Raw genomic sequence first — 14523 nt, 5'->3', positions numbered from 1 at the left:
GGAAGCTGCTCTTTTTTTGTTATTGAATGCTGCAGGTCCGCTGCCCTTTCAAACCTTACATCACTTTCTGGGCCTTTGTTATCATTTTAGCCTCTATGCGGGTAATAGAATTGGAATCGAAGGTTATTTTTGCTAAGATGAAAGGCAAACATGTGCTCTTATATTCATCATTTTCATTCCAGTCGGGAGGAAAGACATTGCCAGACATTACAACAACCTATGTGGATTCGCTGGCTCCGAATTCGGCTGCGGCGAAGAACGGCCAGAATCTGGTGCGCAAGAACAGCTTTGCTGAGCTGCACCGTTCGGAATCCGGCGACTTGCTGTTCGGCCAGTGCGCGGGAAGCGGCAAACAGCCCTACAGCTGTTCGGCGGATTTCATTGCACCTGAGAAGCCGGTCTTCCGCTGCAGCTGCCCGAGCCGCCAATTTCCCTGCAAGCATGCGCTGGGCCTGCTGTATGCCTATGCCGAGGGCAGGGAATTTACGGTAGCGGATGTTCCCGAGGACATTTCCGCGAAGCGGGAGAAGGCGGAGAAGCGGGAAGAGAACAAGGCGAAGCAGGAAGAGAGCGGTGCGGAGAGCAAGCCGAAGAAGGTCAATAAATCGGCTTTGCGCAAAAAAATGCTGGCCCAGCTGGAGGGCCTGGACCAGCTCGAGAAGCTGGCGCTGGCGCTTGTGCGCGGCGGATTGGCGGCAGTGGATGCGGGCAGGATGAAGGAGCTGAAGGGTTATGTCAAAGAGCTGGGCAACTATTATTTGCCCGGAGCGCAGAACGAATTGCGGCGGCTGCTGATTCTGCTTGCAGAAGGGGAAGCCAGTGAGGAGGGCTATTCCTATCTTATGGAACAGCTGACGGTGATCCACGCCCTGATTCGTAAAGGCCGGACACATCTGAACGCACGTCTTGAAGATCCGGAGCTGGCGCTGGACCCCGAGTCAACGATTGACGAATGGCTGGGGCACGCCTGGCAGCTGTCCGAGCTGAAGGCCTTCGGCCGGGTCAAGAATGATGTGGAGCTGATTCAGCTGGCCTTCTACAGCTATAATGACCTGGCCCGCGAAGAATTTGTAGATGAGGGATACTGGCTGGACCTTGGTTCAGCAGATATCCACAAAACCGTGAGTTACCGGCCTTACAAAGCGGCAAAGCATATGCGGGAAGAAGACAGCTTCTTCGATGTTGCGCAAATTGCTTCTTTATACGTCTACCCGGGCGACATGAATACGCGCGTGCGTTACGAAGAGATGGCGATCCGTAGCGCCGGGGCAGAAGATTATCTGGCCATTGCCGGTGCGGCACACCGTTCCTATACCGATGCGGTCAAGAAGGTCAAGCAGCAGCTGAAGACTCCGCTCGGCGACAAGCGTCCGGTGCTGCTGCTGCACGCGGCTTCCGTCGGCGTTACAGAGAGTGGAGAATATGCAGCAACAGACAGCGAGGGCCAGAGCATTGTGCTTGAGGATATTTATCCGCTGGCCGAAGGCTCGGTGGAATTGCTGCCTTTCCTGCCCGAAGGGGTGCTCAGGGAATGCGCACTGCTGGTGATGTTCCATCATCATCCGGATAACAATCGGCTTATTGCCCAGCCGCTGACGGTCTTCAAGGATGGGCAGGCTTACAGGCTGTTGTACTGACATTGTTATAGAAGCCGGACCATGATCAAGAGGAGGAGAACATGTGAGTACAACATTGCTGCAAGAACTTCACCAGGAGACGAGAAGGCTGTACATCGCCGGCAGCGATCTGGCGGCAGGGGATTTCCGCCTGAAGCGGCTGCTGCCGCAATTCCGCCAGCTCGGCGAGCGCTCGGCGGTATTTAAGCGGCTTGGAGAGGGAATAGCCGCTTTGGTGGAGCCGGCAGACGCTGCAGAGCCGTCAGCGGTTAAGCTGCAGGAGCTGGCACTGCTCCTGGAATCGGTGCTGTACACCCAGGGGGCTACCGCACCGGACGGAGAGCCAGGGCCGATTGCCGCGAATCCGGTGAACGCCGGGACTACACTGTCTTACCGCAGGCTGGCGCCGATCCGCGAGGCGCTGACGACCACCGGCGGCGGGCGGTATGAAATTGTAGTGGAGGCGTTCAAGGAAGGCGCCTTTCAGGATTTGCGGCTGCTGCCGCTGGCGATCCGGGCGCTGGACGATCCCTATTCGGAAATTGCCGACTATGCAGCGGCGACCCTCTTGCCGTCTTACGGCCCGGGCATCGCCGGACTTCTCGCCGCACAGCTTGACCTGCAGGGCGGAAAGAGCGAGGTGCGCAAGCTGAAGGTCATCGGTGCAGCCGGCGGTTCCGGGTGGAAGGAACTGCTCTTTACGGCGGCTAAGGAAGGCAAAGAGGCCATTCGGACGACAGCCATGGAGTTCCTAGCGGGGGATGCCGAAGCCCTGCCCCACCTGCTGGAATGGTCCAGGGAATCCCGCAGCTCCATTCGTAAAGCCGCATACGCAGCCTTGGCGGCGGGCGGATCACAGGAGGGCGAAGACCGGATCATGGAGGCTTTTGGCGGGAAGGACCGGGAAGCGGCGGCCGAGGCGGTAGCCGGCATGGTCAGTACAGCCCTGGCGGATCGGCTGACAACGCTGTTCCACCAAGAGCTGCTTAAGGTTGAAATTACGCCCAAGGATGCCAAGGAAAGCGAGAAGCTGTGGAGCAAGCTGCAGCCTTTCATAATAGCCCTGCGTGCTTCAGACAGCCCGGAGCTGCTGGAGGCTTACCGGTATGTGCTGCGCAATTTCCAGCTGTTCGCGCCTGTGGGCAGTTCATCGCTGGTTAATCGGGCTGCCGGATATGTGGAGGAGAACGGCACTTTTGAGGATTTGCCGATTCTGCAGGAGCTGGAGCTTCAGCATGTCGTCTATGCGCATCAGCATTTCCATCTGGCGCGCCGGCTGCTGGCTCCCGCTGAATTGTACCAGAGGTTTACCGGTTCCCAGCTGGACGTCCTGAAAAGTCTAGGCTCCAAGAAGAAGGTCCATCGCGAGCAAGTATTACTGGGAGCCATAGAGGTTCTTGTGCTGCGCCGGGAATGGACGCAGGTAGAACGGATATGGGAGGGCTCCGGCCTCCAGCATTCCGCTGAATATATTATGCCCAGTGAAGAAGAGCTCGGCACATGGGACCCGCGCTGGCTGGACTGGTTGCTGGCGAGAGGCTCGCTGAAGCTGGTGTCCGCCTTTGCGCGCCCGGGCCAACCCAAGGCGCAGCATTTCCTCCTGCAGCATCTGAATAGCCTGGAGCAGCGCGACCGGAATGAAATGGTGCCTATTCTGCTTCAGGGGCTGGAGCGGACGGGAATGCCGCTGGACGAGAGGCTGGAGCAGCTGGTGTTGCTGCTGGAGCAGGAGAAGAAATATTACCGGCCGTATGACTTCGACCGTTATCTCTTCGGAATGCTGCTGGAACTTCCGGCAAGCTATGCCGGCCGTATAGAAGCGCTGCTGCCGCGTTACCAGTACGACGCCAGGAAACAGCTCGAATATGTGCTGCAGCAGCTTAAGGCAAAGTCCTGAGCTGTTGATCAGAAGAAGCAGAAGCCATTAAAAAGGAGAGGTGTACATGTCAACAGGACAGGAGCAGCAGGAGAAAGAGAGCTATTTGCGGCTGCCGGCGGAGGTGTTGTACCGTGAGGAGCTGGAGGCGCTGCGCAAGGCTGATACCGGCAAGATACCGGCAGGCTGGCAAATGTCGCCCCGTGCGGTGCTTACGTTCATTACAGGCGGCAAAGCCGGCAAGAAAGAGATTACCCCCAAATATATCGGCAATACCCGGCTGATCGAAATGGCGGTTGCCACCCTCGTTACGGACCGCGCCCTGCTGTTGATCGGCGAGCCGGGAACGGCGAAGTCCTGGCTGTCGGAGAACCTGGCCGCTGCGATTTACGGCCATTCCGGGCTGGTGGTGCAAGGGACGGCGGGAACCAGTGAGGAGCATGTCCGCTACTCCTGGAATTATGCGATGCTGCTGGCGAACGGTCCGACTCCGGAGGCGTTGGTCCGCAGCCCGATCATGCGGGCCATGGAGGCCGGCGGTATCGCCCGGTTCGAGGAAATCTCGCGCTGCGCTTCGGAGGTTCAGGACGCACTGATCTCTATTTTATCCGAGAAGACGATCTCCGTTCCCGAATTGGGGGGAGAGACCAGCGCCCGCAAAGGCTTCTCGATTATTGCCACCGCCAATACCCGGGACCGCGGGGTCAATGAAATGTCTGCGGCACTGAAGCGCCGCTTCAATATTATTGTACTGCCAGCCCCGTCCGATCTGGAGACGGAAATGGCCATTGTCAAGAAGCGGGTGGCGGAGATTGCCGCTTCGTATGAGCTGCAGGCCGCCGTTCCGGCTGACGAGGCGCTGATCAAGGTCGTAACGATCTTCCGCGAGCTGCGCAGCGGAATGACGCTCGACAAGAAGGAGAAGGTGAAGACGCCGGCCGGCGTGATTTCTACAGCCGAAGCGATTTCGCTCCTGACAAACAGTATGGCTCTGGCGGCCAGTTTCGGCAGCGGCGAACTGACCGACAGCGACCTGGCCGCAGGACTGCAAGGGGCCATTGTCAAAGACGATGACAAGGACAAACTGGTCTGGAAGGAATATCTGGACAATGTCATGAAGAAACGGGGAACGGAGTGGCGCGGCCTGTATCAGGCCTGTAAGGAGATGAATGAGTGATCACGGATGCCAGAGCGAGTGTTAACATATTCGGGGTGCGGCATCTGTCACCGGGCGCCGCCAAGCATCTGCTTCAGACCCTTGATGAGATTCAGCCGACCGCCGTGTTGATCGAGGGGCCGTCCGATGCGGACAGTGAGATACGCCATTTGACGCATCGCCAGACCAAGCCTCCGGTCGCTATTCTCGCTTTTACGGAGACGCTGCCCGTCCGTACGGTCCTGTGGCCGTTTGCCGTATACTCTCCGGAGTATCAGGCCATGAAATGGGCGGCGGAGCACGGGGCGGACGCGTCGTTCATCGACCTTCCATCCTCGGTGACCCTGGGATTTCAGGACATGATGGCCCGCAAGGGGGAAGCCGGCCGGAATGAAGAGCCTGCCGCTGCAGAACCGGTGAGTCCGGAGTCTGCCTCCGGAGAGGAATCGCTGTACAGCCGGATTGCCGCCTTGGCCGGCGAATGTGATTACGATATGTACTGGGAGCGCAATTACGAGCATAACCTGAGCAGCGGTGCCTACAGGGAGGCGATTTCCGCGTTCTCCGGGGAGATGCGTGAGCTATCCGAGAGCCGGGAGCAGCAGGAGCAGCCGCTCGAATATGCTTACAATGCGCTCAGAGAGTCGTATATGCGCCGCAAGATCAACGACAAGATTGCAGCAGGACATGATCCCGACAAAATTGTCGTGGTGTGCGGAGCCTACCATGCCGCCGCGCTGGCCGCGCCTGCAGAAGCCATCAGCGATGAGGAGCTGCAGACGCTGCCTGTCCGCAGCACGAAGCTGACGCTCATGCCCTATTCCTATTACAAGCTCTCGACAATGTCGGGATACGGCGCGGGCAATGCGGCTCCGCATTATTTCCAGCTGATGTGGGAAATGATGGAGGCCGGCAGACTGGATACCCTGCCGCACCTGTACCTGTCATCAGTGGCAGGTTATGTACGCGGCGCAGGAACGCACCGCTCCACAGCCGAAGTTATTGAAGCCGTGCGGCTGGCGGAGTCGCTGGCTGCGCTGCACGGCGGCAGCGCCCCAACGCTACGTGACCTGCGGGACGCCGCTCAGACGCTGCTGGGCCACGGTGAGCTGGCCCCAATCTCCGAGGCGCTGGCCCGGGTTGATGTGGGCACAGCGATCGGCAATCTGGCCGAGGGCGTCAGCCAGACGCCGATTCAGGATGACCTGAACCGGCTGCTGAAGCGCTACAAGCTGGAGAAGTATAAGAGCACGGTCGCCGGCGAGCTGCTGCTCGATCTGCGCGAGAACCGCCGGGCTGCGGGTGAGGAAGCCGCTTACCTGGACCTGCACCGCTCGGTCCTGCTGCACCGGCTCCGCTTCCTTGGGATCGCCTTTGCCCAGCTGCGGCCAACGAGACAGGATGCCGCCACCTGGGCGGAAGAGTGGGTGCTGCAATGGTCACCAGAAGTGGAAATTCAGGTCGTGGAAGCGACGCTGCTGGGTGAAACGGTGGAAGTCGCAGCTGCTTATACGCTGCGGGAGAAGCTCCAGCAGTGCCGGACCATTGCGGAAGCCTCCGGATTAATCCGAACAGCCTGTCTTTGCGGCATGACCGCCCAGATGGAGGAGTCCATCCGGGTGCTTCAGATGCTCGCCGTTGACAGCCGCGACGTGGTCGGAATAGCTGCGGCTGCGCGTGACCTGGCCGCCATTATTGGCTTCGGCGGCATCCGCAGAGTCGACACCGCACCGCTGCTGCCGCTGCTGACGGAGCTGTTTACAAGAGCCTGCCTCTTCCTGACGGAAGCGGCAGGCTGCAACGACGAAGCGGCGGGCAGCATGATAGCTGCGATGAATGAGCTCAATGCCGTCTCGCTGGATTACGGCGGGACAGTGGACGATGCGCTCTGGCTGCGGGAGCTGCTGGCCCTGGCCGAGCGGGATGACCGCAATCCGCGCCTCTCGGGATTATCCTGTGCCATTCTGCTTGAGCGCGGCAGCATGGACGCTGGAGCCCTCTCCGCCGAGGTCTCCCGGCGGCTGTCGCCCGGCAGTCCGGCTGATCTGGGCGCCGGCTGGTTCGAGGGCTTGTCCATGCGCGGGCGTTATGCTCTATTGTCGCGGATGAGCCTGTGGGAGCAGCTGAATGATTACATCAACCTCCTGGATGATGAAGAGTTCAAGCGGGCGCTGGTATTCCTGCGCCGGGCGTTCAGCACCTTCACCCCGCGCGAGAAGACACTTGTTTCCGAACTGCTGGGCGAAATCTGGGGAGTTAATGCCGAGGCGGCTGCCGAGCTGCTGACCGGCGAGCTTAAGGAGGAGGAAGCCAAGATGCTGGATGAGCTGGACGATTTTGACTTCGATGATTTGTTATGAGCAATAATGCAGAGCAGAAATTCCAGCCGGCGGCGCGCTGGCGGCTGATTCTGGGGCAGGAGGCCGAAGCGTCGCTGTCGCAGCAGGCTCCCGGCGGTGTGGTGGAGCTTACAGAAGAGGAGCGCATTATGGATGCCGCACTGGCGGCAATTTATGGCGGAGAGGCGGAATCCGGCGCAGCCCCTGCCGGGAGCAAAGGCGCGGGCAGCGGGCGCGGCGCCGTGAACCTCTCCAAGTGGCTCGGCGATGTCCGCAGCCTCTTCCCCGACGATGTGGTGTCCGTTATCCAGAATGATGCGATGGAACGCAAGGGCTGGAAACAGCTGCTGCTGGAGCCGGAGCTGCTGGCTTCGGTGAAGCCGGATATCGCACTCGTAGGCACGCTGCTGTCGCTGAAAGGCAAGATCCCCGAGAAGACCAAAGATACGGCACGTATGCTTGTGCAGTCCCTTGTGGATGAGCTCGTCAAGCTGCTGGAGACCGATATCCGGCAGGCCGTTACCGGAGCGCTGAACAAGCGGCAGCATTCCCCGCTGCCTTCCCTGAGCGGCCTGGACTGGAAGCTGACGATCCGCAGAAATCTGAAGAACTATGACCCGAAGCGGCGGATTGTCATCCCTGAACGGCTGTACTATTTCGACCGCTCGCGCCGCAGCAAGGAATGGACGATCATCGTCGATATTGACCAAAGCGGTTCAATGGCCGATTCGGTCATCTGGGCTTCGATTGTCGCTTCCATCTTTGCGAGCATACCGGCGCTGAATACCCGGGTGGTAGCTTTCGATACCGAAATCGTCGATTTGACCGAGCAGTGCGGCGATGATCCGGTCGATATGCTGTTCGGTATCCAGCTCGGCGGCGGAACCGACATCCACAAGTCGGTGAAATATTGCGAGCAGTTCATCGAAGAGCCGCGCAAAACCTTGTTCATCCTCGTCTCCGATCTTTACGAGAACGGCAATCAGGCCGGGTTCGTACGGCGGATGCGCGAGCTGCGGGAGGCGGGAGTGCGCACCATGACGCTCCTCGCTCTTTCGGATCAGGGCAAGCCTTCCTATGACGAGCGGCTGGCGGCGCAGCTCACCCGCGACGGTACGCCTTGCTTTGCCTGTACCCCGGCGCTGCTGCCCGCCCTGGTGGAAGGGGCTCTAAAGGGCCAGGATCTGGCCGGACTGGCGAAGCGCCTGGGGGCGCTGTAAAGTGAGCTGCACCCCGTCGAATAGCCAGGTGTTCATGATCCTGATGGCCTATGTTTATTTATAACTATATAAATTGAACTATTGAAATTCACAAGAGATTAGGTCGTAACTGCGGGGAATGTTTGGACTTCCGGTGACTGCCCGCCCCAGATTTCTTAATTTCAACCGCTCTTAGCGGTTGAAATCCGGTGACAGCTCATGCTTCCGATGTGAGCTTTCCTTCGGCATGCTTTCAGGCGAACGCTATGGCTCCTCCAGTGCCATCAATTGCATAAGATGGATGAGGAAGGCCAACAGCACCTATTACTAAAGGCGACAGCAGCTATTGCTCTTAATGACCTCACTAACCGCTGCTAAGCTGCTAATTGCAGTTTGTACAACTATATTCACCTAAACACGCCGTTTCCCGGCTATAGTTGCATTTCGTACATCTATTTTCTTGCTTTAAGGCGGTTTGATCTCAATATGCTGATTTTAGTTGCACGAAATACATCTATCCTTCAAAAATGGGTGCATACCTAACAAATAGTTGTACGAAATACATTTATCCTTGTTGAATAGGCGATGCCTTCGTCCATCATACCTAAACAAAGCCGGACAGAGCCTGCTGCCAGCGAATTCAACAGCAACTTGCGGTGAAGGAAAAGTTTGGTGAAGGTTTTGTCCCATGATCACTGTATTTATTTTACTGCTGAGAAAGTAACAATGGGGGTTATTTGACGCGGGTACATTCGATGATCAAGATCATGAAATACCTGGGATTGAACCTGATCATTCAAAAGACTTAGGGATTCGTTATTCGCGTTCAATGAGCTGTGTTCTATTGACTTCTCCCTCCGCAGCAGCAAGGAATGGACGGTTATCGTCGATATCGACTAAAATGGTTCAATGTGCTGTAAAGCTCCTTCACGCCGAAAAAGGGAAGACTTACTTTTCGTTCACATATTGTGTAAGCTGCACATATCCTTTATAATCGGGAATTAAAAAGCACCTATCACTAGGAGCTGCTTGAAAGGAATTGAAGTTCTTATGTCAAGTAAGTTGAGAGCGGGTATCGTCGGCGGTACCGGTATGGTGGGTCAGCGGTTCATTGCACTTCTTGAAAATCATCCATGGTTTGAGGTAACGGCTATTGCGGCAAGCGCCAATTCCGCCAACAAGACCTATGAAGAGTCGGTCAAGGGCAGATGGAAGCTGTCTACACCGCTGCCGGAAGGCGTTAAGCAGATTGTTGTACAAGATGCCTCCAAGGTGGAGGAAGTGGCCAAGGATGTCGATCTGATCTTCTGCGCTGTTGATATGAAGAAGGAAGAAATCAAGGCACTGGAAGAAGCCTATGCCAAGACCGGAACGCCAGTCATTTCCAATAACTCGGCGCACCGCTGGACACCGGATGTTCCGATGGTAATTCCGGAGATCAATCCGGAGCATCTTGAAGTCATCGCCCAGCAGCGCAAACGCCTGGGTACAGAAACCGGGTTCATCGCCGTCAAGCCGAACTGCTCCATTCAGAGCTATATGCCGGCGCTCAACGCACTGAAGGATTTCAAGCCGACCCAGGTGGTTGTCACCACCTATCAGGCGATCTCCGGGGCAGGCAAGACCTTCACAGACTGGCCGGACATGGTGGATAACGTCATTCCGTTCATCGGCGGAGAAGAAGAGAAGAGCGAGCAGGAGCCGCTGCGCATCTGGGGTCAGGTGACGGAGGAAGGCATCGTCAAGAGCGAGGGCCCGGTCATTACCACGCAATGTATTCGCGTGCCGGTAGCCGACGGCCATCTGGCGGCGGCGTTCGTCTCCTTCGAGAAGAAGCCGACCAAAGAAGAGATCCTGGAGCGTTGGCAGAGCTTCCGCGGCCGCCCGCAGGAACTGGGGCTGCCAAGTGCGCCGAAGCAGTTCATCACCTACTTCGAGGAAGAGAACCGTCCGCAGACCCGACTGGACCGCGACATCGAGAACGGCATGGGGGTATCTGCCGGCAGACTCCGCGAAGATACGCTGCATGACTACAAATTTGTCAGCCTCTCCCACAACACAGTCCGCGGTGCAGCCGGCGGAGCCGTGCTGATTGCCGAACTGCTGAAGGCGGAAGGCTATATCGTACCGAAACAGCAATAACACGCAATGCCGCCTGCGGCATGGCCAACCTGCATGAACCAAACAGCCCGCCTTGCCGGAAATTATCCGGGAGGCGGGCTACTGTTTTTTTACATAATAATGAAATTTATAAATGCTTGCCCTTGCGGGATTGGGCTTATCTATCCGTTATCTACTCGTTATTTACTCGTAATTATGCCCGTGGTCGCCCCGTCCTTAACTCCAAACTGCTTCTCGTATAAGTCCCTGTAGATGCCCTCTTCCGCCAGTAATTGTTCATGCACACCCTCCTGCGCAATTGAACCGTTCTGCACAACCAGGATATGATCTGCCGAGATAATGGTGGAGAGCCGGTGGGCGATCACAATGCCGGTCTTGTTCCGCAGCAGGCCGCGCATCGCTTCCTGGATATAATGCTCCGACAATGTGTCGAGCGAGGAAGTGGCTTCATCCATAATGATGACCGGCGGATTCTTCAGCAGTACACGGGCAATGGAAATCCGCTGCTTCTCCCCGCCGGACAGCTTGATGCCCCGGTTGCCCACAACAGTGTCATAGCCTTCCGGCAGTCCCTCAATAAAATCATGGATATAAGCCGCCCGGCAGGCGTCTTCGACGTCATCAGCTGTGGCGTCCGGGCTGGCATACAGCAGGTTCTCACGGATGGTGCCGTTGAACAGGTAGGTATCCTGCGTGACCAGCCCGATCTGCGAACGCAGCGAGTCCAGCGTGAATTCACGGATGTCGGTGCCGCCGATGGTAATCCGTCCTGAGCTTGCTTCGTACAAGCGGGGAATGAGATTGGTGATCGTCGTCTTTCCTGCGCCGCTTGGACCCACCAGGGCTGTCAGTGTTCCCGCCGCTGCGGTAAAGGACACTCCATGCAGCGCCGGCTTATCCGGCTGGTAGGCGAAGCCTACGTTCTGGAAGACGATATCCTTGCCTGCGGCTAACGCCGGGCCGGAGCCCGCCTGATCAACAATTACCGGCTCCATGTCAAAATAATCAAAAATCCGCTCAAACAGCGCCGCCGAACGCTTGATATCCACATAAAGATTGGTCATTTGCATCACCGGGCTGTAGAGGCGCCCCAGCAGCGCCACAAAGGTGACAATTGTGCCGACTGTAAGCTCCCCTTGAATAAATAAATACCCGCCGTAGAGATAAATCAGCATCGGCCCGATGGAAGTGAAGGTTGTCAGTGCCATCATGAACCAGCGTCCGGCCATGGACTCACGGATTTGCAGCTGTGTCGCCTCCGCATTGGTCCGCTTGAAGCTCCGGTACTCCTGCTCCTCCCGGGTGAACAGCTTCATCAGCAAATAGCCGCTTAGGCTCAGCGTTTCCTGGATCACCTGGTTCTGCTCGGCGAATTTCTCCTGCGTCTGTTTGGCCAGCTTCCAGCGCATGTTGCCCATTTTGCGGGTAGGGAGAATGAAGAGGGGGACGACGATTACGCCGAGCAGCGCCAGCTTCCAGTTCATCAGGAATAGGGCAGCGCCGGTCGTCAGCAGAACGAACAGATTACTGGCAAAATTAACAATGGTACTATTGAATACGCCCTGTATCCCCGAAATATCGCTGGTCATCCGCGTAATCACTTCGCCCTGCCGCACCGAAGAGAAAAACTGCAGCGGCATCCGCTGCAAATGGCGGTACATCTGGTTTTTCATATCGTGGACAATATGCTGGGAAATAAAAGAGTTCAAATAGTTCTGCCACACGCCCAGCAAACCGGAAATCACGGTAGTCGCGAGCGAAGCCAGCACCAGAATCGCCAGCAGCCGCATGCTGCGTTCAGGCAGCGCCCGGTCAATAATCTGCTGTATCAGGATAGGCGGCAACAGGCCCAGGACAGCCGACAGGCACAGTACGCCAACGACCAGCAGCGCCGGCTTCCAGTAAGGGGTGAAATAGTTGAATATCCGCAGCAGCAGCGCTTTGGATAACTGTGTACTGCGGCTGTCATCGTCAAATTTAAACTTGGCGTGACCCGGCCCCATGCCGAAGCCACCGCCACCCATATCTCTTGCCATGTTCAATCACCAGCTTTGATCAGATTTCATTGTTCGCCGCTTGCTTCAGCAATTCAAGCAGCTGCAGGTTCAGCTTCAGCAGGCCGGCAGCTTCCGCTTCCGAAAATTGGCTTAAGGCATCCTCCAGCACCTTGAAGGCTGCGGCTTCGGCATTATATTGCAGGCAGCATTCCTCACCGGCAGCGGTAATATACAGCAGGGTTTCTCTGCGGTCCTGTTCAGAGGTGCGGCGCTCGACCAGCCCCTTCTCCACAAGGGCGTCTATATGAAGACTGACCCGGCTCTTGGCAAAAACCAGCTGCTCCGTCACTTCCTTCTGCGTCTGTCCGGGGCGTGCCCGCACGGCATTCAGGATGCCGATCTGATGAACAGTCAGCCCCAGCTGTGCCGCGCTCTGGTGGGCAAGACGCTTCAGCTGCCGCGAGACGGCGAAATAAGTATGATAAATGTCCACAGTCTGCTGATGAATACTCATGGTAAACCGCCTCTCAATAAAATTATGCTTGTAAACCGTTAACAATGTAAACTAATAATACGCCTGTTTCTGTGAAAAGTAAAATGCAGTGGAAAAGTAAAAATGAGCTGATTGCAGCATGGTTGCAAGTTTAGAAGGCTTATATGGATGCAAAAAACACGCAGCGCCGTTTAACAAGCTGCCTGCGTGCTATGTCTTCAAGCTTGCGTTATCGCCGCATCGCTTGCCTGAAATCTGCGGCGGCTCTGCGGATATCTTCTGCCCCGGCGATGGCTGATATGACGGAAATCCCGTCCGCTCCGGCCTCCATGACCGGCAGCGCTGTTCCGGCGGTAATTCCGCCGATGCCGACCAGCGGAATATCCAGGCCGCTGCGCCGCAGTTCTGTCAGCACCAGCGTGCCTTGGACGGCTCTGGCATCGTCTTTGGAGGCGGTGGGGTAGATGGGCCCGACGCCCAGATAATCGGCCCCGCCCACAATAGCCTGCCGCGCTTCCTCCAGGTTGTGGGCCGAGACGCCGATGATTGCTCCGGAGCCAAGCCGTTCCCGGATGGCGCTGGCCGGCTCATCCTCCTGGCCGACATGGACCCCGTCGGCTTCCAGGGCTGCCGCCATTCCAATATCATCGTTCACGATAAAGGGAATGGCGTGTTCCCGGCAGATGGCCTGCAGCTGCCGCCCGAGCTCCAGCGCCGCTGAGCCCTGCAGCGCACCGCTGCCCTTCTCCCGGAACTGGAACAGCGTAATGCCGCCGGCTATCGCTTCCCGCAATGTATCGGCCGGGGAGAGGCGGGGGCAATTTACACTGCCCATAATAAAATAAAGCTGCAGCATGTGCCGTATAGCAGCAGGATCAATCCGGCTCACAGGCTTACACCTCCAGTGCTGTTGCGCTTGCGGTAGGCGCCATGATTTGTCGGGCCGGCCCCGGCACCGATGCCCAGCGTATCTTCGATTGCCGCCTGGATGAACGCCTTGGCTGTCCGGACGGCCTCTTGTACCGGGCGCCCTTTTGCCAGCTCGGCGGTCATGGCCGCGGAGAAGGTGCAGCCCGTACCATGCGTGTGCCGGGTAGCGATGCGCTGACTCTCAAACGGGATGAATTGCTCACCGTCGAACAGGAGATCTAGCACGGCGCCGTCGTCTCCGTCATTAGCATGACCGCCTTTCAGCACCACATAACGGGGACCCATGCTGTGAATCAGCCGTGAGGCTGCTTCCCGTTCCGCCATGCTGGAAATGCGCATGCCGGTCAGTATTTCCGCCTCAGGCAGATTTGGCGTGACCACACAGCAGAGCGGCAGCAGCTCTTGAATCAGCGCCTGAACGGCCTCCTCCCGCAGCAGGGCTGAGCCGCCCTTGGCGACCATAACCGGGTCGACCACCAGCCGGTTCCAGGCGTATTCGCGGACTTTTTCAGCCGCTATCCGTACCAGCTCGCCGCTGAACAGCATGCCGGTCTTCACTGCATCAGGAGACAAGTCGGCTCCAACCGAGTCCAGCTGGGCCGTCAGCGCTTCGGCTGACAGCGGATATACCCCCTGAACGCCAAGCGTATTCTGGGCGGTTACCGCCGTCAGCGCGGACATTCCATAGACATCCAGCTCCTGAAAGGTTTTCAGATCCGCCTGAATCCCCGCGCCGCCGCCGCTGTCAGAGCCGGCGATGGTCAAGGCTTTATATATTTTGGTCATACGGTATGCT

The 14523-nt window shown here is 57.5% G+C and carries 10 protein-coding genes; 6 read left to right on the top strand and 4 right to left on the bottom strand.

Going from position 1 to position 14523, the window contains the following annotated elements; all coding sequences use genetic code 11:
* Nucleotides 1-197 precede the first annotated feature (197 nt).
* The 6 genes from F1379_RS08435 (at nt 198) to asd (ending at nt 10328) form a co-directional block, all read left to right on the top strand.
* Nucleotides 198-1637: an SWIM zinc finger family protein gene (locus F1379_RS08435; RefSeq protein ID WP_150268426.1), complete on the top strand. Its 1440-nt coding sequence runs from the start codon at nt 198-200 to the stop codon at nt 1635-1637.
* Between the two features lie 43 nt (nt 1638-1680).
* Nucleotides 1681-3513, top strand: a complete 1833-nt coding sequence (locus F1379_RS08430; RefSeq protein ID WP_150268424.1) for a HEAT repeat domain-containing protein — start codon at nt 1681-1683, stop codon at nt 3511-3513.
* Between the two features lie 46 nt (nt 3514-3559).
* Nucleotides 3560-4669: an AAA family ATPase gene (locus F1379_RS08425; protein ID WP_150268422.1), complete on the top strand. Its 1110-nt coding sequence runs from the start codon at nt 3560-3562 to the stop codon at nt 4667-4669.
* Nucleotides 4666-7008 (top strand): DUF5682 family protein, encoded by a 2343-nt coding sequence (locus F1379_RS08420; RefSeq protein WP_150268420.1) that lies wholly within the window; start codon nt 4666-4668, stop codon nt 7006-7008. The genes F1379_RS08425 and F1379_RS08420 overlap by 4 nt, the downstream gene beginning before the upstream one ends.
* Nucleotides 7005-8207 (top strand): VWA domain-containing protein, encoded by a 1203-nt coding sequence (locus tag F1379_RS08415; RefSeq protein WP_150268418.1) that lies wholly within the window; start codon nt 7005-7007, stop codon nt 8205-8207. Before F1379_RS08420 ends, F1379_RS08415 begins: the two co-directional genes overlap by 4 nt.
* Before the next feature lie 1029 nt (nt 8208-9236).
* Nucleotides 9237-10328 carry an aspartate-semialdehyde dehydrogenase gene (gene asd / locus F1379_RS08410; RefSeq protein WP_150268416.1) on the top strand — a complete coding sequence of 364 codons (1092 nt, stop codon included), beginning with the start codon at nt 9237-9239 and terminating at the stop codon, nt 10326-10328.
* A gap of 158 nt (nt 10329-10486) precedes the next feature.
* Here asd and F1379_RS08405 read toward each other — a convergent pair whose 3' ends face one another.
* From F1379_RS08405 to thiD, 4 genes are all read right to left on the bottom strand, one after another.
* A complete protein-coding gene (locus F1379_RS08405; protein ID WP_239004601.1) occupies nt 10487-12343 on the bottom strand; it encodes an ABC transporter ATP-binding protein in 1857 nt (618 codons plus the stop codon).
* A gap of 19 nt (nt 12344-12362) precedes the next feature.
* Nucleotides 12363-12818, bottom strand: a complete 456-nt coding sequence (locus tag F1379_RS08400) for a MarR family winged helix-turn-helix transcriptional regulator (protein ID WP_150268414.1) — start codon at nt 12816-12818, stop codon at nt 12363-12365.
* Nucleotides 12819-13026: 208 nt separating this feature from the next.
* Nucleotides 13027-13653 carry a thiamine phosphate synthase gene (thiE, locus tag F1379_RS08395; protein WP_420850486.1) on the bottom strand — a complete coding sequence of 209 codons (627 nt, stop codon included), beginning with the start codon at nt 13651-13653 and terminating at the stop codon, nt 13027-13029.
* A gap of 29 nt (nt 13654-13682) precedes the next feature.
* Nucleotides 13683-14513 (bottom strand): bifunctional hydroxymethylpyrimidine kinase/phosphomethylpyrimidine kinase, encoded by an 831-nt coding sequence (gene thiD, locus F1379_RS08390; protein WP_150268410.1) that lies wholly within the window; start codon nt 14511-14513, stop codon nt 13683-13685.
* Nucleotides 14514-14523: the final 10 nt, after the last annotated feature.

The organism is Paenibacillus tepidiphilus (genome assembly GCF_008635795.1).
GTDB lineage: Bacteria > Bacillota > Bacilli > Paenibacillales > Paenibacillaceae > Paenibacillus_AQ > Paenibacillus_AQ tepidiphilus.
Note: the sequence above shows the minus strand (reverse complement) of the source record. Positions and strands in the feature narration are given on the sequence as shown.